This window comes from Streptomyces sp. NPDC059582 (genome assembly GCF_042735715.1).
Lineage (GTDB): Bacteria > Actinomycetota > Actinomycetes > Streptomycetales > Streptomycetaceae > Streptomyces.
Genome location: NZ_JBHWCC010000015.1, coordinates 84923 through 103545, shown reverse-complemented (window position 1 = coordinate 103545; position 18623 = coordinate 84923). Strand labels below are relative to the sequence as shown.

The window sequence follows — 18623 nt, the reverse complement described above, 5'->3', positions numbered from 1 at the left end:
GGTCATCCGTGTCACCAGCCCAACTCGTCGGCCGTCGTCTCGGCGATGGCGGGGGAGCAGGTCATGCCGCGCCCGCCGGGCCCGGTGACCAGCCAGACCCCGTCGCGCACCTGCTGGCGGTGCACGACCCGGCTGGTGTCCGTGCACTGCGCGTACACCCCGGCCCAGCGGTGCCGGATCCTCGGCAGCGGGCGGCCGAGGAGGGACTCGACGACCCCGGTGAGGTGCTCGTAGGGCTCCTCGACCGTGTCGAAGGCGAAGGGGTGCTCGTACTCGTGGGTGTCGCCGATGGTCAGTCCGCCGTCGGCGCGCTGCACCATCAGCAGCTGCATCCGGTGCTCGGCGGCCGTTGGGGCCTGTGGCTGCCGGGCGTTGAGCTCGTCCAGGGCGGGCGAGGCGTACGCGGGGTAGTAGCGGAAGCTGTCGGCGTCCGCGACCGAGGTCGTCAGCGGTTCGCCCAGCGGGTCGGTCTGCATCATCTGCAACCGGACGCGGCGCACGGGCAGGTCGGGTCCGGCGAGTTCGCGGACCAGACCGCCGAGCCAGGCGCCGGTGCACAGGACGACCGCATCGGCGGCGTGGATGTCGCCGTGGTCGTCGCGGACGGTTGCCGCGTCGATCACCTCGCGGACCTCACGGCCGGGCAGGAACCGGTAGCGGGGGGACTTCAGCAGCTCCGCGCGCAGGGCGAGCTGAGCGGTGCGGGGCTCGACGGCCGCGTCCCGCTCGCAGTACAGCGCCGCGGTGAACTCGCCGCGCAGGGCGGGGTTCAGAGTACGGGCCTCGCCGGGCGTCAGCAGCTTGTAGCCGCGGGCGGCGGCGTCCGCACGGGCGACCGCGGCCTCGGCGACGGCCAGTTCGAGATCGCCGCGTACGGGGGTGAGGGAGCCGTTGGCGCGGAATCCCAGGGCGGGCACGCGGGCCCCGATCCCCTCCCACAGCTCTCTGGCCCGCAGGGCGGTCTCCAGCTCCTCACCACTGGCTCGGCCGCTGACCCAGATCTGGCCGAAGTTGCGCAGCGAAGCCCCGCGGGCCTCCGTCTCGCGCTCGATCTGTACGACCTCGTGGCCGCGCTGAATTGCTTGCCAGGCGTGCATGGTGCCGACCACGCCGCCTCCGACGACTGTCACTCTCACGACGGTCACGCTCCTCTTGGACGGGGAACCGGAAGGGTCCGGCCGCCAACGAGAGCGTGAACGAGTCGACACTTTTGGGCTAGACCCGTTATCGATTCGTGATGAAAGAGGAGGGTCGGAGGTGCTCGTTCTCAGCCCTGGAGGTGCGCGGTGAAGGAGAAGCGGTCCCCGCGGTAGAGGCTGCGCACCCGCTCCAGCGGGCGTCCCTCCGTGTCCCGCGAGACGCGGTGGATCAGCAGCATGGGCAGGGCGGGAGGGGTGCCGATGAGCAGGGCCTCGCGCGGAGTGGCCAGGACGGTCTCGATGCGCTCGTCGGCGTCGCCGAAGGACATGCCCTTGCCGTGCAGGTAGGCGTAGAAGGACGAGTCGGGCTCGAAGTCGGTGTCGAGTTCCGGCAGCCGGCTCACCGCGACGTACGTGCTCTCCAGGCCGACCCGCTCGTCGTCGGCGAGCAGCACACGCTCCAGGTGCCAGACGGGCTCGCCGCGGGTCAGCCCGATCTCGGCGGCGAGGGCGTCCGGACAGGGGAAGCGGTCGAGGGTGACGAGGTTACGGCCGGGGGTGCGGCCCTGGCGCCGTACGCCCTCGGTGTAGCTGGCCAGCGACAACGGCTGGGCGAGCTTGGGGCCCGCGACGACCGTGCCCCGGCCCTGCCGGCGCAGTTTCCCCTCCAGCACCAGCTCGCGCAGCGCCTGGCGGACAGTCTCGCGGGCGACGTCGTACCGCTCGGAGAGGTCGCGCTCGGTGGGGATGAGATGGCCCTCCCCCAGCTCGTCGACGAGCGCGGCGATCCGCGCCTTCACCGCGTAGTACTTCGGGATGCGCCCGTGCTCCGGAATGCCGGAGCGGACGGGGGCGCCAGGGGCTTGGTCGTTCGGGTAGTCCACGCAGAGATCGTCGCAGACGCGGGGGAGTGGTTCGGCGAGGCCTTCGGCCCGACGGGGTTCGGGAGCCGCGGAACGGGGCGCGGCGGCGATCCGGAGACCGATGAGGTGCCGTTCCGGTACGACGACACCGCAGGTGATCACCTCGGGGGAGGCAGACGTCGCCGGAGACGCCCATGCGCACCTCCAACAGCGGTTCGCAGCCGCCGAAGGCAGTGAGCGTGGCGAAGTCGAGCAGTCCACTCCGGTGATTTCCGGCAGGCGCCGAAGCCGCGGTGGGTAACGCCAGGGAACGTGAACCCGATCGCCCGCAGTGCTGACGGGGGGACCTACTCGGTTGCGCTGCCGCTCCGGCGCGCGGTGAGCAGGAGGTACTCCCACTTCATCACCCCGTCCTGCAACGCGTCGCCCGCCAGTTCGTCGAGGGCCCGGTCCAGGGCGGCGGTCTTTGCGGGGTCGTCGGCGATGTTCCGGTAGACCGCGATCGTCGGTCCGTAGGCGGCCTTGAAGAACTCGCGGAAGTCGGCGGGCTTCGCGAAGCGGTCCACGCGCACCGTCCGCCGGCGCGCCTCGACCGCGGTGACACGGTCCCCGAGCAGCATGCCGACGTGCTCCTCGCGGCCCCACAGCGGTGGCGGCTGCGCCCCTGCGGGCGGGGGCGGCGAGTAGGGCTTCATCGTGGTGAACAACTGTCCGATGAACCCCTCCGGGGTCCAGTTGACGAGCCCGATCGTGCCGCCCGGCCGGCAGACCCGGAGCAGTTCGTCGGCGGTGACCTGGTGGCGGGGGGCGAACATGACCCCGACGCAGGACATGACCGTGTCGAACGCGCCGTCGGCGAAGGGCAGCGCCTCGGCGTCGGCCTCCTGCCAGCGCAGTTCGGCGCCGCGCGCCGCGGCCTCCCGTCGTCCCACGGTCAGCAATTCGGGCGTGAGGTCGCAGGCGATCACATCGCCGCCGGCCAGTGCGGCCGGAATGGCGGCATTCCCCGACCCGGTGGCGATGTCGAGCACCCGGTCGCCGCGCTTCACCCCGCACGCCTCGACCAGTGCAGGCCCGAGGGCTGCGACGACCTCCCTGGCGACCGCCGGGTAATCGCCGAGCGCCCATGTCGTGCGGTGCTTCGCCTTGAGCGCGCGGTCGGCCTCGTGCGCGTCCGCCGTCTCGGTCATGCCGTCCGCCTCTCGCGCCCGGTGCCGTGTCCCTGCCTCCTACGAGCATAGGAACCCGACTGGGTCCCGGCCCGGCGACACCCCTGACCTGACCTGGCCTGACCATCGGCCACGAAGGCCCGACCACGGTCACGATGGGACACAGAACCTTTGGTCGGGCTGGTGAGGTGAATCCGAGGGATCGTCTCAGCTCTGCCCAGGCCGATGGCAGCCGGGATGGGAACACCCCACACACACCCGTTGGCCGGCACCCGTCGCCGTCCCCGCAGATCATGAGCGGCCGAGAGGCTCCCTGTGCACCACAGGGAGCCTCTCTCGTGGGACTACTCGGCCTTCAGCCCGGCGGAGGAGACGGCCTGTACGCCCTTGATCCGCCTGGCGATGGCGACGGCCTGCTCCTTCTGCGACTCCGTGATCGCCGCGTCGCTGGAGAGGGAGACCACACCCCTGTTCGTTTCGACCTTGATGTCCGAGCCGGGGACGCCGTTCGTGGTCAGCAGATCGGCTTTGACCTTGGTCGTGATCCAGGTGTCCTGCGTTTCTTCTTTGGCCTTGGTGACCTCGCCCGCCATGGTTGTCCTCCCTTTCGATGCGTACTTGGAGTTGATATTTGCATGACGGAAAGTCGCGGCCCCGCAGGCTCGCATGACCCTCGGAGCCGCTCAACCTTCGGCGGAATCGATCAAGGTTCGATAGGTCGTGAGGACGTGGGCGCAGTCATGTGCGTCGGATGACGAGCACGGCCACGTCGTCGAGGTGGTCCACCGCGACCGCGGCGTCGAGGATGCGGTCGGCGGTCTCCTCGGTGTTCAGCCCGTCGTGGAGGGCGGCGCCGGCCAGTGTTCCGGCTCGCTCCAGACCGGCGTCCAACGTGAGGCCCGGTCCTTCGACCACGCCGTCGGTGACCAGGACCAGCGCGCTGTCCTGGTCCAGGGTGAACGTCTCCTCGCGGTACTCGGTGTCGGGCACGACTCCCAGGACCGGTCCGCCCGCCAGCTCGCGGATGCTGTGGCTGCCGTCCTTGCGCGCGCACAGCAACGGCACGTGGCCGGCGCTGGTGCCGGTGACCTGTCCGTCGTCCGGATCGATGTGCAGCAAGGTGCAGCTCGAGAATCGTGCCGCGCCCATCGTGACGAGCAGGTCGTTGGTGCGGGTCAGCACGGTCGCGGGATCCGGTTCGCGGGCGGCGATCGCGCGCATGGAGGCGCGTACCTGCCCCATGGCCGCTGCGGCGTCCACGTCGTGCCCTTGGGCGTCGCCGATCTCCAGAGCGACCGAGCCGTCGGGCGTGACGAAGGCGTCGTACCAGTCGCCGCCGATGTCCAGCCCGTCCCGGCTCGGCCGGTAGCGGGCGGCGACCTCCAGACCCGGGAGGTCCTCGGGCAGTGTGGGGAGCATGGTCTTCTGCAGCGCCGTGGCCAGCTCGACCCGGGCCTGCTGCAATTTGATGCGCCTCAGTGCCTGCCCTGCCAGGTCGGCCAGCGTACCCATGAGGGTCCGCTCCTCCAGGGACGGCCGGTGTCCGCTGCCGTAGGTCACCAGCCACGCCCCTAGCGGTTGATTGCCGGTCTCGCTGAGGGGGGTGATGGATGAGGCGTAGTCGGAGCCGAGTCGGCCGAGCCGCGGGAATTCGGCCCCCTGTGGCCAGCGGCGGATGTAATCCTTCCGGTCGAGGATGAACTGCGGCTTGCCGGTGCGGATCGCCTCGGGCAAGGCGCTTGGATGGTCCAGCGGCAGGCCGTGCAGGACGTCGACCTCCCACATGGCTATCCCGGCATCGGTGGAGACGCGCAGGCGGCCTTCGTCGACGAGGGCGAGCAGGGCACCGCTGGCGCCGAAGGTCGCGGCGAGCCGGGCCAGGGCGATCTGCTGCAGCTCCTGCTCCGTCGCCGCGGTGATCAAGGCGGAGGAGAAGTCGGCGATGTCTTTGGCGCGCTGTCGCTCGGCAGTCAGTGCGGCCTGCTCCTCCTCCTTGCGCTTCTCCTGTCTGGTGTCGTCGCGGACCATTCCGAGGACCCGCTGGGGGCCGCCGTATCCCAACTGGATCCGACGGGTCTGGGCGGCCAGTTGGTGCCAGCCCTCGTGCCGGGGGAGGTACCGCAACCTCACCCAGGGGGACTTCAAGGTGGAGGCTGAGCGCAGAAGCTGCCGCAAGGCCTCCCGGTCGTCAGGGTGCACCGCGGAGATCACCGCGGAAAGCGACGTAGTGGGATCCGCAAAGAGCGCGGCCAGGGCGGGTGCGCCACCGAGCCACTCCAGCTGGTGCTCATGGGGTGAATACATCCACAGGCCGAGGTGGGCGGCCGTGGTGGCCAGCCGGAACGGGATCACCAGGCTGGCCAGGTCGTTTCGCGCGTCCAGTGAGTGCACCCAGACCAGCTGCTCGTCACTCGCCGGATCCTTCACCTGCTGCGCCTCGATCAAGCAGGCGACGTGTGCTCCGCCTGGCCCGGGGAAATCCAGCACCCGCATCGCGACCGTCTGCGTCTTGGCGGCGTGGGCCACAAGGCTCTCGGCCGACATCCGCTGGCTCGTGGGCCACAGATCACTGAAGTCACGTCCCAGCCACTGCTCGCCGAAGTCACGTCCCAGACAGTGCTCCGGCGGCCTGCCCAGCGCTGTGGCCATCGCGGCGTTGAGGCTGCGGATGGCACCGTCCAGCGTCAGAAGAGCCGCCGGGTCAGGCCCTCCAAGGAGTTCGTCCGAGACGTTCATCTGTGACTCCCTGGCACATACAAAAACAGCCTGTTCAGCCATTTTCGCGCGTTTCGCCACGATGTGTCGGTCGTGGCCAGACTCATGGTGGGGGTCCGCGCGATCGGGGTCAGGTTCATGGTCAGCTCCGGAGCCTTGTTCGCGAGAGGGACGGACAGCAGATGTCCACGACTTTTCGGGGGGCACAAGAGCACACCGAGAAGCCGAACGCCGCATGAGTGTCGACCCGCGAGGCGGCCGCTGAGGTCTGGCCGGGCGGTGTGTCGGCCGCCTACCGGCCCGACACCCATCCGAACGTCGTCGCGACGTTCCCGCCGCTCACCGACGAAGGGTGACAGCCGGCACCCGTGCGCGCCGGAGCGGATGGTTCACGCAGGGGCGCCGCTCCGGCCCTGCGGGGACGGAAAAGCAAGTGTGCTGGGCGGCGCCGAACGGAGACGACGCCCCAGTTTCCCGGGCGGAGGACGATTGTTCGTTTTCGTGGGCGCGGCACCGCAGGGGGCCTGGGCGTGCTCAGTGATCGCCCGTAGCTCACTCGCTGGTCAGGCTCCTGGACAGGGCGCCGGACGGGTGCGGAGGGGCCGTCACGCGGCACATCGACGAGTGGTGCGGCCAGGATGGGCACGCTGCGCAAGCGGAAAGGCCGACCTTCCCTCGCCCTTCAGCCGGTGCGGGGAGGCTGGTAGGCCAGCTGGACCTGCCGCGGCAAGTCGCGTCGACCGGTGAGCGTGGCCCGGCCGGGTGGTCGACGGTGCGGGGTCACCGAACCGATGAGCGCACCCTCGGACTTGTCGCCCGAGAGCGTGAGCCCGCGCGCGCTCTGCTCCCGCAGGTACTGCATGACCGGTTCGTACATCGACCGGCCGGCCCCCGCCGAGTTGCGGCACAGCACCATGCGCAGGCCGATGTCGCGCGCGAACGGCAGATGGTCCAGGAGAGGGTGGAGCGGGTTGCCCGAGCCGGTCGCGACGAGGTCATAGTCGTCCACCAGCAGGAAGATGTCCGGCGTCGTGTACCAGCTCCAGTTTCGCAGCTCTTCCGGGGTGACGTTCGGCGGGGGCATCCGCCTTCTTGCGAGGTCGGTCAGCGCCTTCACGTGGGAGGGCAGTTCCATGCCGTTGGGGACGTATTCCGTCACATATTCCGAGGGCAGCTCGTCCAGCAGCGAACGCCGGTAGTCGACGACCACCAATTGTGCTTCCTGAGGGGTGTACCGCTCGCTGATCTTCTGGCCGAGCAGTCGCAGCAGTGATGTCTTTCCGGACTCGCTCTCCCCGATGACGACCAGATACGGGTCGGTCTCGAAGTCGATGGCGAAGGGCAGCAGGGTCGTTTCGTCGAGGCCCAGGGGGATTTCGCCCTTGGAGCGGCCGAAGTCCAGGGGGAGCGCGCTCACGGGCAGCAGCGTGGGCAGGACGCGTACGGGCGGGGCGGTCGGCCCGGTCCACTGTGAGCGGATGGTATCGGCGCAGGCCGCTGTGGCATCCGCCAGTCCTGTGGGGGCGCTCGGCCCGTCGCCGAGTCGGGGCACGGCGGCCAGGAAGTGGAACCTGTCGGGGGTCAGACCGCGGCCTGGCGCACCGACTGGAACATCCGCCGCCACCTTTCGTGCGATCTCCGATTCCACCGGGTCGGCGAGGCGCAACTCCACTCGCGTGCTGAAGTAGTCTCGCAGCGCTGTGCGAACTTCGGTGTAGCGGGTGGTCGCGAGCAGCAGATGGACCCCGTAGTTGAGGCCGCGCATCCCGAGGTCGAGGATGGTCTCTTCCAGTTGCTCGTACTCGTACTTGAAGCCTGACCAGCCGTCGATGACGAGGAACACGTCGCCCCACGGCTGGTCCGGCCACGTTCCAGCCGCCCGTTGCTTGCGGTACGTGTCCATGGAGTCGATGCCGTGGGTGTGGAAGAACTCCTCCCGCGCGGCGAGCACGCCGGCCACCTCGGCAACTGTCCGCCGGACGTGATCGGGCGCGAGCCGTGAGGTCACCCCTCCCACATGTGGCAGATGCTCGATCTGCTGCATGCCACCGCCGCCGAAGTCCAGGCAGTAGAACTGAACTTCGGACGGGGTGTGGGTCAGGGCGAGCGCGCAGATGACCGTACGCAGCAGCGTCGACTTGCCCGTCTGGGGTGCGCCGACGATCAGGCCGTGCCCGGCCACGGCCGAGAAGTCGAGGTACATCAGATCGCGGCGCTGCTGGTCGGGCCGGTCGACCAGTCCGACCGGGACCCGGAGTGTGCCCAGCCCCTCGTACGCCGGAGGGTGCAGACCGCGCTCAGGCGAGGCCGCCAGTTCCGGCAGCAGCTGGTCGAGGGTGGCCGGATCGTCCAGCGGAGGCAGCCAGATCTGATGCGCGGGTGGTCCCTGGCCTGCGATGCGGTGGACCAGCACGTCCATCAGGCTGTCCGCGAAGACGTCGTCGACGATGGTTTCGTCCGCGGTGTCCGGTGCCGCTTCCGGTGCGTAGGGGGCCGAGACGTATGCGGCTCGGAAGCGGGTCATGTGCTCGATGTCCTGCTTGAGGTAGCCGGAACCCGGCACGGCGGGCAGGTGGTAGGCGTCCGCGGCTCCGATCGCTGCGCGGGATTCGGCTGCCGAGAAGGTCCGCAGACCGATCCGGTAGGAGAGGTAGGTGTCAAGGCCTCGTAGCCTGCCCTCCTCCAGGCGCTGTGAGGCAAGCAGCAGGTGCACACCGAGCGAGCGGCCGATGCGGCCGATCTGGACGAAGAGGTCGATGAACTCGGGCCGGGCGGTGAGAAGTTCGGTGAACTCGTCGATCACGACGAGCAGTGAGGGGAGGGGATCGAGTGGGGCGCCCGCCGCGCGCGCCTTCTCGTACTGGGAGGCGTTGGGGTAGTTGCCCGCGACGCGCAGCAGTTCCTGGCGACGCGTGAGCTCGCCGGTGACGGCGTCGGCCATGCGGTCCACGAGGGTCAGTTCGTCGGCGAGGTTGGTGATGACTGCCGAGACGTGCGGCAGCTCCGACAGGCCGGCGAAGGTGGCGCCCCCCTTGAAGTCGGCCAGGACGAAGTTCAGTGTCTCGGACGAGTGTGTGACGGCGAGGCCGAGGATCAGCGTGCGCAGCAGTTCCGACTTGCCGGAGCCGGTGGCACCGACGCACAGGCCGTGTGGCCCCATCCCACCGTGTGCTGCTTCCTTGAGGTCGAGCATGACGGGTTGGCCGTCCTCGCTGACCCCGATCGGTATCCGCAGCCGCTCCTGCGGTGTGCGCCGCGACCATGTGCGGGCCACGTCGAAATGTTCGGCGTTGTCGATGCCGAACAGTTTCGTGAACGGGATGTCGACGCGGGGCGGGGGTGCCGTGTCCGGCTGCATGCCGAGCCAGCGTTCCCGCATCCGCTGTGTCGTCTCGGCCAGGGACTGTCTGGCCTCCGCGGAGCTGGTGACCTCCTCCAGGTGGGGCACGGCCACACGGAAGCGCCGTCGGAGCGACAGGGCCCAGCCGGTCCCGAGGCTCGCTGAGAGTGTCGCGTCGATCTGCGACTCCGACGGGTCGTCCAGGGGCAGTTCGACCCGGGTTCCGAGCAGGCCGAGCAGACTCGTTCCGAAGTCGCTCCAACGCCGGGCGGAGACGAGGAGGTGGAGTCCGTAGTTCAGGCCGGTGTTGGCCAGCCGGTGGACCTCTTGAGCGAACTCGGGAATCTCCCAGTCGAAGTCGAGCCAGCCGTCGATCACGAGGAACACGTCGCTGGCGCTGTCGCGAGGCAGCCGTCCTGCTGCCCGCAGCTCGCGGAACTCCTCGACGGAGTCGATGTCCAGATCCTGGAACACGGCCCGCCGGGCGGTGATGGCGTTCTTCAGCGCGGTGAGGACCTCCGCGACCGCCTCGTGCTCGTGTGCGGCGGCGACCTTCTTCACATGGGGCATCGACCGCAGCACACCCAGACGGTTGACGGCTCCCTCCAGGAGATACAACTCCGCCTCGTGCGGCGTATGGGTCAGCGCCAGCGACATGGCGAGGGCACGCAGCAGCGTCGTCTTGCCGCTGCCCAGCCTGCCGACGACCGCCGCGTTGCCGCTCCGGTTGGACAGGTCCAGGCACATGAGCTCGCCGCCGGAGGCCGTGACGGTACGGCCGATCGGCACGATGAGCCGCGACGCGCCTTCCCAGGAGTCGCAGATGAACCCCCGGTCCGGGGTGTCGACCGGCGGGGGCAGAAGCGTCCCCAGCAGCAGTTCGTTGGTCCGTGCGCCCTGCGAGAGCAGGCCGGTGGAGGGGTCGGTGCGCGCGGCGTAGGCGAGGGGGACATGTCCCTCGCACTGGCCGGACTTGGTGGGTGTCTGGTCCGGGCCGCTCTGGTTGACGACGGCGTCGTGCACGTACGTGTACAGCTCGTCGGGTGTGATGACACCGTCACGGTCGAGATCTGCCAGTCCGGTGCTGAGCCCCTCATTGACCGCGGCGGTGAAGCGTGCCACGGGCCGGGCGTTGTCCAGCGTGAGCTGGTCTCCTTCGTAGGCGTACTCGAGCGCGGTGGACGCGGTGATCACGAACGTGCCGCGGCCGGCGAGTGCCGCCTCCACGTCGACCGGCGCCGGAGACATGGGAGTGGCCCGGTGGAAGAGGCCGCTGTAGCAGCAGTCGAGGAGCACGATCTTGGTGCGGGCCTCGCACTCGTCCAGAAGCTGATGAATGAGGTCGGCACGGACGGCGGTGGTGTGCGGGCGGCTCAGGTCCGTTCCGACCGTTGCGAAGAACAGCCGGTCGGTGTCGTTCCTGATGCCGTGACAGGCGAGGTAGAGCAGGACCAGATCGTCGGGCGCGCGATTGCTGAGCAGCGCCTCGATCTCTCGCTCGATCTCCTCTTTGGGCCGGTTGGCGAGCGTACGGACGAAGTCGAAGCGGCCCACCGCCTCGTCCTTCAACAGGGCTTCCAGGTCACCGGCGCCGCGCGCGGGTGAGCGGAGCTGATTGAGGCCGGGGTCGACGTATCCGTCAGTCGCGACCAGCAGCGCGATCCGGCGTCCCGCCATCGCTGTCTCCCGGCTCTTGGTCGCCGCTGTCCGCGCTGACTCCTGCGGCGATCCGCGAGGCCACGACGTCGACCAGCTTGTTCTGGTCCTTCGCGGAGAGCGCCTGGAACGTGCCCTTGTCGCCGTCGAACTCCCATTCCACGGAACGGGCCTTGGCGCGCTGGATGTACGCCACCAGAACGTTGCTCATGGCCTTCAGTGCCGCAGCCGAGAAGGCCCCGCTGACAACGAGGGCTCCGATTTCGTACCCGGCGGAGGCCATCGAGCCGGCCGGTGCGGGAGCCTGCTTGCGTTCCACGTTGAACAGGCCGAGCGTGTGCAAGTCCCGGTAGAGGCTGCGTATTTGGCGCTCCACCTGCTCATCGGACGCCATGGGCCCGGCGTCCACCCGGAGTACCAGTTCGTGCACCCTGCCTCCCCCGCACCGCAGTTCACCGTCGACAGCTGATCGTATAGCGAGTCCGGCGGCCCGCACGAGTCGCTCGCCGGATGGACGGGGTCGCTGCGCGGGTGACGGACCGGTAGGCCGAGCGGCACCGCCCCACCTTGTTCGTCGGCCGCGAGGCGGTGCGCTTCGGGGCCGCGACGCATGACATAGGGAGGAGGGGGGCACGGGGTGCCGTTCCCGCGTCCGGGCCGTTCCGGCGTCTGTCCCCGTTCCAGACTGCTTCGCGGCCCCCTCCTCCGACTGCGCGCCGCCCCCGCCCGCTCCTCGCCCCCGCGCACAGCCGCTCGGATCGAGGTCTGTCCGTCGATCCTTAGCCCCCGCGCCGCTCGCCCCCGCGCACTCCGCTCAGGTCGAGGTCTGGCCGTCGAGTGTCTCGCGGAGGATGTCCGCGTGCCCGGCGTGCTGGGCGGTCTCGGCGATGACGTGCATGAGCACCCGGCGCACGCTGTGCCGGGCTCCCGCCTCGTGCCAGGGCGCCTCGGGCAGCGGCTGGGTCGCCGCGAGGTCGGGCACGGAGAGGATGATCTTCTCGCTCCGGGCGGCGACCTCCTCGTAGTGCGCGAGGACCCCGGCGAGCGTCTCGCCGGGCAGCATCAGGAAGTTGTTCCGGTGGTCGATCGCCCACTGCGGGAACTCCCGGGCGGTACCGGCCGCGAGGTCGGCCCAGGTGACACCGTCGGGCAGGTCGTAGGGCATCGCCGAAGGGCCCTCGACCACGAAGCGCAGCCATCCGTCCTCGACGGCCGCGACATGCTTGATCAGGCCGCCCAGGCACAGCGCGCTGGCGGTCGGCTGTTCGCCGGCCTGCGCGTCGCTGAGCCCGCGTGTCGTGTTGGTGAGGGCGAGCCGCGCGGTCGCGAGCTCGGTGAGCAGGTCGGCCCGCTCGGCGTCGAGGGTCGAGGGGGGTGTGGTCGAGGCGGTCATGGTGATCGGGCCCTTCCGGTCGCTCTCGCTGTTCGGTACGGGACAACCATCGCGGGAATATAGGTCAGGTCGTGTCCGCCACTCAGGGCGATGTCGAGGCGAGCGCACGCGATGCTGCACCACCGTGCACGCGTGGCCGACCGCCTCGGCCGGCCACGCGTCGCCCGCCGGAATCACAGCCTGCTCCTCGACGGCGGCTTCGGCGGCGTCACCGTCGAGACGCACACCCACGTGTTCACCGATGCCGCGACGCTGCCCCTGCTCGTCAGCCTCGCCGACTGCTCGTCAGCCTCGCCGACTGCTCGTCAGCCTCGCCGACCGGGCCTGCGCAAGCGGCGTGGTCGACCGGCGACAGGCCGACGACTGGCTCGCAGGATGCCACCATTGTCTGCTGGACAATCAACTTCGTTCAGTCTTGGACTGTTTGAGTCGATGAAAGATCATTAACCTGCACTGCGACGGCACGCATCTACCCGAGGAGTCCCGTGTCCACTGCCCCCCAGGTGTCCGACATCCTCTCGCCCGAGTTCGCGACGGATCCCTACGCCGCGTACGCGGCGATGCGCGAGAACGAACCGCTGATCTGGCACGAGGCCACGCAGAGTTACATCATCTCCCGCTACGACGACGTCGAACGCGTCTTCAAGGACAAACAGTCCGAGTTCACCACCGACAACTACAACTGGCAGCTGGAGCCCGTCCACGGCAAGACGATCCTTCAGCTCAGCGGCCGGGAACACGCGGTGCGCCGCGCTCTCGTCGCCCCCGCGTTCCGCGGCAGCGACCTTCAGGAGAAGTTCCTGCCGGTCATCGAGCGCAACTCGCGCGAACTCATCGACGCCTTCCGGCACTCCGGCTCCGCCGACATCGTCAGCGACTACGCGACCCGGTTCCCGGTCAACGTGATCGCGGACATGCTGGGTCTGGACAAGGCCGACCACGCGCGCTTCCACCGCTGGTACACCACGGTGATCGCGTTCCTCGGCAACCTCTCCGGAGACGCCGACGTGACCGCTGCCGGCGAGCGCACGCGGGTGGAGTTCGCCGAGTACATGATCCCGATCATCCGCGAGCGGCGGGACAACCTCGGTGACGACCTGCTGTCGAGCCTGTGTGCCGCCGAGGTCGACGGCGTCCGGATGAGCGACGAGGACATCAAGGCGTTCTGCAGCCTCCTGCTGGCCGCCGGCGGCGAGACCACCGACAAGGCGATCGCCAGCATCCTGGCCAACCTGCTCCAGCACCCCGAGCAGCTCGCCGCGGTTCGGGAGGACCGCAGCCTGATAGCGGCGGCCTTCGCGGAGACACTGCGCTACACCCCGCCGGTCCACATGATCATGAGGCAGTCGGCCACCGACGTCGATGTCAGCGGCGGCACCATCCCGCGGGGCGCCACGGTGACCTGCCTCATCGGAGCCGCCAACCGGGACGAGCGCCGCTACCGCGAGCCCGACCGGTTCGACATCTTCCGGGACGACCTCACCACGACCTCGGCCTTCTCGGCCGCGGCCGACCACCTGGCCTTCGCGCTCGGCCGGCACTTCTGCGTCGGCGCGCTGCTGGCCAAGGCCGAGGTCGAAATCGGTCTGAACCAGCTGCTCGACGCGATGCCCGACGTCCGTCTCGCCGACGGCTTCGACCCGCGTGAACAGGGCGTCTTCACCCGAGGCCCGCAGTCGCTGCCGGTGCTGTTCACCCCGGTCACCGGCGGCTGACCGCACACCGGCCACCGCGCCCACGCTCTTCGCGTGCCGGGCGGTCCAAAGACCCTCGGCACGCGAAGAGCGTGATCAGTGCATCGACGGAGTGAAGCGCACGGGCAGGGACGTCAGTCCCCGCATCCAGATAGAAGGACGCCAGGTCAGCTCCGACGCCTCGACGGCCAGCACCAGATCGGGCAGACGCTCCAGAAGCGTTTCCACCGCCGTACGCGCCATCACATCGGCCAGGAGCGGAGCCGGATAGGGGCAGCGGTGCTCGCCGTTGCTGAAGGACAGATGCGCGGAGTTCTCGGCGCCGACATGCGCCTCCGGCCAGATCTGGGGGTCCGTGTTGGCCGCGGCGAGGCCGAGGACCAGGCAGTCACCCTTGCGGATGTGGCGCCCGCCCAGTTGTGTGTCGCGCACCGCCCAGCGGCCGATGAAGTTCTGGGTCGGCGTGTCCAGCCACAGCACCTCGTTCAGCGCGTCACCGACGCTGACCCTGCCGCCGGAGACGTTGACCGCGAAGCGCTCGTCGGTCAGCAGCAGACGCAGGGTGTTGCAGATCCAGTTGGCGGTGGGCTGCTGCGCCGCCGCGATCACGGAGATCAGGTCCTGGACGATCTCCTCGTCACCGAGTTCGGCCGGGTCCAGCAGCATCCGTGAGGTGACGTCGGGACCGGGGTTCTCCCGCTTCTCCTTGACCAGTTGCGCGATGCGCGCCCCGACCCGCCCGTACGCCGCCACCGGGTCGTCGCCCTCGCCGGCGTCGAGTGAGATCCGCAGATCGTCGACGAGCTGCTCCGTGTCGGCACTGCCCTGCGGCATACCGCACATCCACAGCACCGACCGCGCGGGCAGGGTGTGAGCGTACGAGGTCATCAGGTCGGTCCGGCCGCTGCCCGCGAACGAGTTGATCAGCTGCTCGGCGATCGCCTGGCACTCGCGGGCCAGCTCGAACTGATCGACGCCCTCCAGCGCCTGCGTGATGACACCGGCGCGGCGCTGGTGCTCCTCCGCCTCGGTGAACAGCACGGAGGGCTGATAGCCGACGAACGGCAGCAGGGGCCAGTTCGCCGGGATGTCCGGCCATTGGTTCCAGCGTCGGGAGTCCCGCGCGAACAGCTCGTCGTGGCTGGTCACGTAGCAGACCTCGGGATACCCCAGCACCAGCCACGCGGGAACGTCGCCGTCGAGCAGCACCGGGGCGACCGCTCCGTGCTCGCGGCGCATGGACCGGTACAGCTGGGAGGGTGTCTGCTGGTACGCCAGACCGCCCAGCTGAACGGCCGAGATGTGCGCGGGACAGTCCGGCGGGGGTGGGGGCGGTGTGTCGGTCCGGTCGTTCACGTTGTCGCCTCCCGGGAGAGTGCCAGAGTGTAGAGGTGGTCAACGAGGGTGATCAGGACTTCCTTGCCCGAGGACCGGACCCGCGCGTCGCAGTCCACCATCGGCACATGGTCACCGAGAGCCAGTGCTTTGCGGATCTCTTCGAGGGAGAACCGGCGCTCGTCGCCGTCGAACCGGTTGACGGCCACCACGAAGGGCGTCTTGTGGTGTTCGAGCCGGTCGATCGCGTACCAGGAGTCCTCCATACGGCGGGTGTCGACGAGGACGACCGCGCCGAGGGTGCCGGAGAACAGCCGGTCCCACAGGAACCAGAACCGTTCCTGTCCCGGTGCGCCGAACAGATAGAGCACCATCCGCTCGCTGAGGCTGATGCGTCCGAAGTCGAACGCGACGGTCGTCGTCGTCTTGCGCTCGACGCCGGCGGTCTCGTCGACGCCCTGACCGGCCTGGGTCATCACCTCTTCGGTGTTCAGCGGCCGGATCTCGCTCACCGAGCGGACGAGGGTCGTCTTGCCGACCCCGAAGCCGCCCACGACGACTATCTTCAGGCCGGTCTCGGCGGCGTCGGCCAGCGGCGTGCGCTGAGAGGGCAGCTCAGAGGTTGCGGAGCCCATGGAGCACCTCCTGGAGCAGGGCGGTTTCGGGGAGGGCGGCGACGGACTCGGCCGCCCGGGGGTGACGGGCGGTCACCTGGCCCGTGGCGTGCAGGTCGCCGACAAGGATGCGTACGACCGTGACGGGCAGGCGGAGTTCGGCCGAGATCTCCACCAGCGCGGTCGGATGCCGGCACAGCTCCAGGATCCGGGCGTGCTCGGACTGCATGCCGGCCGTGGGTTCGCACTCGCTGACGATCAGCGTGACGAGGTCGAACGAGTCGTCGGCTTCGCTGCGCCCACCCGTGACCGTGTAGAGCCGGTCCGGGTCACCGACGTCCACGGGCTTTCGGGTCACGTGGATTCGCCCTCGCCGACGTCGGTGCGCGGTTCGGCTCGCAGATGCTCGCCGATCTGCTCGACCAGCTCGGTCATCTGATGCCCCACCACCCCGGGGTCGGCACTCTCCTGGGCGACCACCGCGAGGTGCGCGCCCTCGCCCGCGTCCACGATGAACAGCAGCCCGCCGTGGAATTCCGTCATGGAGTGGCGGACACCGCCCGTGCCGTCGCCGAACTCCACGGACGCGCCCTGTGCCAGGGCCTGGATGCCGGAGCAGATGGCCGCCAGCTGATCGGCCTGGTCCAGCGTCATGTGTTCCGTCCAGCACAGCTTCAGCCCGTCCCGGGACAGTACGAGCGCGTGGCGGGTGCCCGGCGTGCGCTCCAAGAGGTTCATCAAGAGCCAGGTGAGGCTGTTGTCAGTGGTCTGCATGACGGGCGGGACGGGATGCGACCGGTTGACGGTCACCCGACCCGTTCCTCCAATCCATCAGGGTGCGGTGAATCAATGCGGGATCGTGAGCTGGGACGCCCTGAGCGGCGCGAGCGGGCCGGGATCTATCCGTCCGACTCGGGCGCCGCCTCGGGCCCGTCAGGAGACTCGGAGGCGCTCCCGGCCTGCCGTCCTCGGTGGAAGGCGCCGAACCGGCTCCCGGCGTCGCGTCCCGGACCGGGTGCGTCCGACGCCGGCCGGGCGGGCGCGGTCGGCGCCTTCGCCCGTCCCTGCTCCGCCTCGGCCATGGCGCGGCCGGGGGCCCGGACGGGCAGCCCGTTCTCGGTGGCCGCGGAGCGCCCGCGCGGGACGGCGGACCGTGGAGCCGCGTCCGGCGACGTGCTCTGGTGCGGCCCCGTCGGCGTCTGTTCCTCGGCGACGGAGGCAGGGACGGCGGCCGGGACCTCCGGGCCGGAGTGAGGAGGCTGCACGACCACCGGCTCGCGCTGCTGGGCCACCAGCTGGGGCGGCAGGAGTACGACCACACCGGTGCCGCCTCGCGAGGACGGCCGGTAGTTGACGCTGATGCCGTACTTGGCGGCCAGCCGTCCCACGACGCCCAGGCCGAGCCGGGTGCCTTGGAGCGAGGCCAGGTCGGTGACCTGGCCCGAGACCGACTCCTGCGCACGGCGCATGGCGGCGGCGGACATCTTCAGACCGCTGTCCTCGATGGTGACGACGAGACCGGCGCTGCGTTCCTCCACGTATACGTGGACCTCGTCGATGGGCGGCGAGAAGTTGGCCGCGTTGTCCATGAGCTCGGCGAGCAGGTGCATCACACCCTCTGCCGCGAAGCCGGCGATGGCGGCCCTGCTGGAGCTGTGCAGACGCACCCGCCGATAGGCGGCGATACGGCCGGCCGCGCCGCGCAGGATGCTCTCCATGACGATCGGCTTGTTCCAGACGCGGCTGGAGCGGCCGCCCATCAGCAGTGCCAGCCGGTCGGTCATGAGACCGAGCTGCGAGGTGCTGTGGTCCAGGCGCAGGAGATCGCCGAACACGTCGTTGCCATGGCGTTCCTGCATGTCACGCAGGTCGGCGAGCATGCTGACGGTCTTGGCCTGGACCCGGCTCAGCGCCTTCGCGGAGGCGGCTTGGGCGGCGGCGGAACGCCGCTCACTGTAGGCGAGTTCGCGGATGAAGGACTCGGCGGCGGCATCCAGGAGCGGGTGGGCCGACCGGTCGAACTTGGCGAGGACGGTCTCGACGGAACTGCTCTCGCGCAACAACGTCACCGCGGCCGGCAGGCTGTCGCGCGTGAGGCGTTCGACTTCCTTCGTCCACTGGTCCATTTCACGTTGCACGCCGTTGAGCTCGGACCGTGCCTCGGCGGCCCGCCGAGCCGATCCGGCGACCTCGGTGGTGAAGACCTGGAGCAGTCGTCGCAGGTAGGGGTCGGAGGGCAGGGCCGATTCGGAAAGGATGTCGTCGGCGCTCGTGCCGTTCTCCAGTCGGCGGGCGATCGCCGGCAGGGTGGTGGTGACCAGCTGGTCCGTCTCGGCGCCGTGCTGCATCCAGTTCTGCCTGGTCATCTCCAGCTCGTCGCCGCACGAGTCCGCCCGTCGGCGGGCCTGGCGCAGCCGGACGGCGGCGGTGACGGCGACGACGGCCGCGCAGGCCCAGGCGGCGAACGCCGTCCCGGCGACCCATCCGCGGGCTGCCCCGGGAGCGAGGACCACGACTGTCGCGGCCCCTGCGGCGGTGACGACCAGCCCAGCGGCGAGCAGGGCCGCCGATGAGCGGGTGCCTTGCTCGGATCGACGCTGGCGGGGGCGAGCAGGCACTGACATTCCGCGATCCCTCGGTCTGTGAGAGCTGAGTACGTCCACGACTGGCGCATCACCGAGAACCCGGAAGGCGGTAGGCCGCCT

Annotated in this window: 15 protein-coding genes; 2 read left to right on the top strand and 13 right to left on the bottom strand. The window is 69.8% G+C overall.

Annotation, left to right across the window (positions count from 1 at the left end):
- Positions 1-11: 11 nt before the first annotated feature.
- The 8 genes from ACFV0T_RS15825 to ACFV0T_RS15790 all read right to left on the bottom strand — a co-directional run bounded on the left by ACFV0T_RS15825 (position 12) and on the right by ACFV0T_RS15790 (position 12275).
- Positions 12-1136: a TIGR03364 family FAD-dependent oxidoreductase gene (locus ACFV0T_RS15825; protein WP_385778765.1), complete on the bottom strand. Its 1125-nt coding sequence runs from the start codon at positions 1134-1136 to the stop codon at positions 12-14.
- A 131-nt stretch (positions 1137-1267) separates the two neighbouring features.
- Positions 1268-2023: a GntR family transcriptional regulator gene (locus tag ACFV0T_RS15820; protein ID WP_385778763.1), complete on the bottom strand. Its 756-nt coding sequence runs from the start codon at positions 2021-2023 to the stop codon at positions 1268-1270.
- A 326-nt stretch (positions 2024-2349) separates the two neighbouring features.
- Positions 2350-3192: a class I SAM-dependent methyltransferase gene (locus ACFV0T_RS15815; protein WP_385778761.1), complete on the bottom strand. Its 843-nt coding sequence runs from the start codon at positions 3190-3192 to the stop codon at positions 2350-2352.
- A 323-nt stretch (positions 3193-3515) separates the two neighbouring features.
- On the bottom strand, positions 3516-3764 hold the full coding sequence (locus ACFV0T_RS15810; RefSeq protein WP_385778759.1) for a BON domain-containing protein: 249 nt from the start codon (positions 3762-3764) through the stop codon (positions 3516-3518).
- A 145-nt stretch (positions 3765-3909) separates the two neighbouring features.
- Entirely contained in the window at positions 3910-5907 is a 1998-nt protein-coding gene (locus tag ACFV0T_RS15805; protein WP_385778757.1) for a SpoIIE family protein phosphatase, read from the bottom strand.
- A 661-nt stretch (positions 5908-6568) separates the two neighbouring features.
- Positions 6569-10903 (bottom strand): type VII secretion protein EccCb, encoded by a 4335-nt coding sequence (gene eccCb, locus ACFV0T_RS15800; protein WP_385778755.1) that lies wholly within the window; start codon positions 10901-10903, stop codon positions 6569-6571.
- On the bottom strand, positions 10866-11312 hold the full coding sequence (locus ACFV0T_RS15795; protein WP_385778753.1) for a hypothetical protein: 447 nt from the start codon (positions 11310-11312) through the stop codon (positions 10866-10868). The genes eccCb and ACFV0T_RS15795 overlap by 38 nt, the downstream gene beginning before the upstream one ends.
- Before the next feature lie 384 nt (positions 11313-11696).
- Entirely contained in the window at positions 11697-12275 is a 579-nt protein-coding gene (locus ACFV0T_RS15790) for a DinB family protein (RefSeq protein WP_385778751.1), read from the bottom strand.
- Positions 12276-12407: 132 nt separating this feature from the next.
- Between ACFV0T_RS15790 and ACFV0T_RS15785 the strand changes: the two genes are divergently transcribed.
- Together ACFV0T_RS15785 and ACFV0T_RS15780 are read left to right on the top strand one after the other, a co-directional pair.
- Positions 12408-12722 (top strand): hypothetical protein, encoded by a 315-nt coding sequence (locus ACFV0T_RS15785; RefSeq protein WP_385778749.1) that lies wholly within the window; start codon positions 12408-12410, stop codon positions 12720-12722.
- 38 nt (positions 12723-12760) lie between these two features.
- Positions 12761-13990, top strand: coding sequence for a cytochrome P450 (locus tag ACFV0T_RS15780; RefSeq protein WP_385778747.1), 1230 nt, complete (start codon positions 12761-12763; stop codon positions 13988-13990).
- Positions 13991-14065: 75 nt separating this feature from the next.
- On the opposite strand, the gene ACFV0T_RS15775 is transcribed toward ACFV0T_RS15780, so the two are convergent.
- The 5 genes from ACFV0T_RS15775 to ACFV0T_RS15755 all read right to left on the bottom strand — a co-directional run bounded on the left by ACFV0T_RS15775 (position 14066) and on the right by ACFV0T_RS15755 (position 18542).
- Positions 14066-15325, bottom strand: a complete 1260-nt coding sequence (locus ACFV0T_RS15775) for a cytochrome P450 (RefSeq protein WP_385778745.1) — start codon at positions 15323-15325, stop codon at positions 14066-14068.
- Positions 15322-15939 (bottom strand): ATP/GTP-binding protein, encoded by a 618-nt coding sequence (locus ACFV0T_RS15770; protein WP_385778743.1) that lies wholly within the window; start codon positions 15937-15939, stop codon positions 15322-15324. The genes ACFV0T_RS15775 and ACFV0T_RS15770 overlap by 4 nt, the downstream gene beginning before the upstream one ends.
- The gene (locus tag ACFV0T_RS15765; protein WP_385778741.1) at positions 15920-16276 is read right to left on the bottom strand and encodes a DUF742 domain-containing protein; all 357 of its coding nucleotides are present in this window, start codon (positions 16274-16276) and stop codon (positions 15920-15922) included. Before ACFV0T_RS15765 ends, ACFV0T_RS15770 begins: the two co-directional genes overlap by 20 nt.
- Positions 16273-16692, bottom strand: coding sequence for a roadblock/LC7 domain-containing protein (locus tag ACFV0T_RS15760; protein ID WP_385778739.1), 420 nt, complete (start codon positions 16690-16692; stop codon positions 16273-16275). The genes ACFV0T_RS15765 and ACFV0T_RS15760 overlap by 4 nt, the downstream gene beginning before the upstream one ends.
- Positions 16693-16817: 125 nt before the next feature.
- A complete protein-coding gene (locus ACFV0T_RS15755) occupies positions 16818-18542 on the bottom strand; it encodes an ATP-binding protein (RefSeq protein WP_385778737.1) in 1725 nt (574 codons plus the stop codon).
- Positions 18543-18623 lie beyond the last annotated feature (81 nt).

Excerpts from the sequence above, each read along its gene's own strand:
- ACFV0T_RS15810 (WP_385778759.1), bottom strand. The coding sequence starts at position 3,764 with ATGGCGGGCGAGGTCACCAAGGCCAAAGAAGAAACGCAGGACACCTGG.
- ACFV0T_RS15755 (WP_385778737.1), bottom strand. The coding sequence starts at position 18,542 with ATGTCAGTGCCTGCTCGCCCCCGCCAGCGTCGATCCGAGCAAGGCACC.
- ACFV0T_RS15760 (WP_385778739.1), bottom strand. The coding sequence starts at position 16,692 with ATGCAGACCACTGACAACAGCCTCACCTGGCTCTTGATGAACCTCTTG.
- ACFV0T_RS15790 (WP_385778751.1), bottom strand. The coding sequence starts at position 12,275 with ATGACCGCCTCGACCACACCCCCCTCGACCCTCGACGCCGAGCGGGCC.
- ACFV0T_RS15805 (WP_385778757.1), bottom strand. The coding sequence starts at position 5,907 with ATGAACGTCTCGGACGAACTCCTTGGAGGGCCTGACCCGGCGGCTCTT.
- ACFV0T_RS15815 (WP_385778761.1), bottom strand. The coding sequence starts at position 3,192 with ATGACCGAGACGGCGGACGCGCACGAGGCCGACCGCGCGCTCAAGGCG.
- ACFV0T_RS15770 (WP_385778743.1), bottom strand. The coding sequence starts at position 15,939 with ATGGGCTCCGCAACCTCTGAGCTGCCCTCTCAGCGCACGCCGCTGGCC.
- eccCb (WP_385778755.1), bottom strand. The coding sequence starts at position 10,903 with ATGGCGGGACGCCGGATCGCGCTGCTGGTCGCGACTGACGGATACGTC.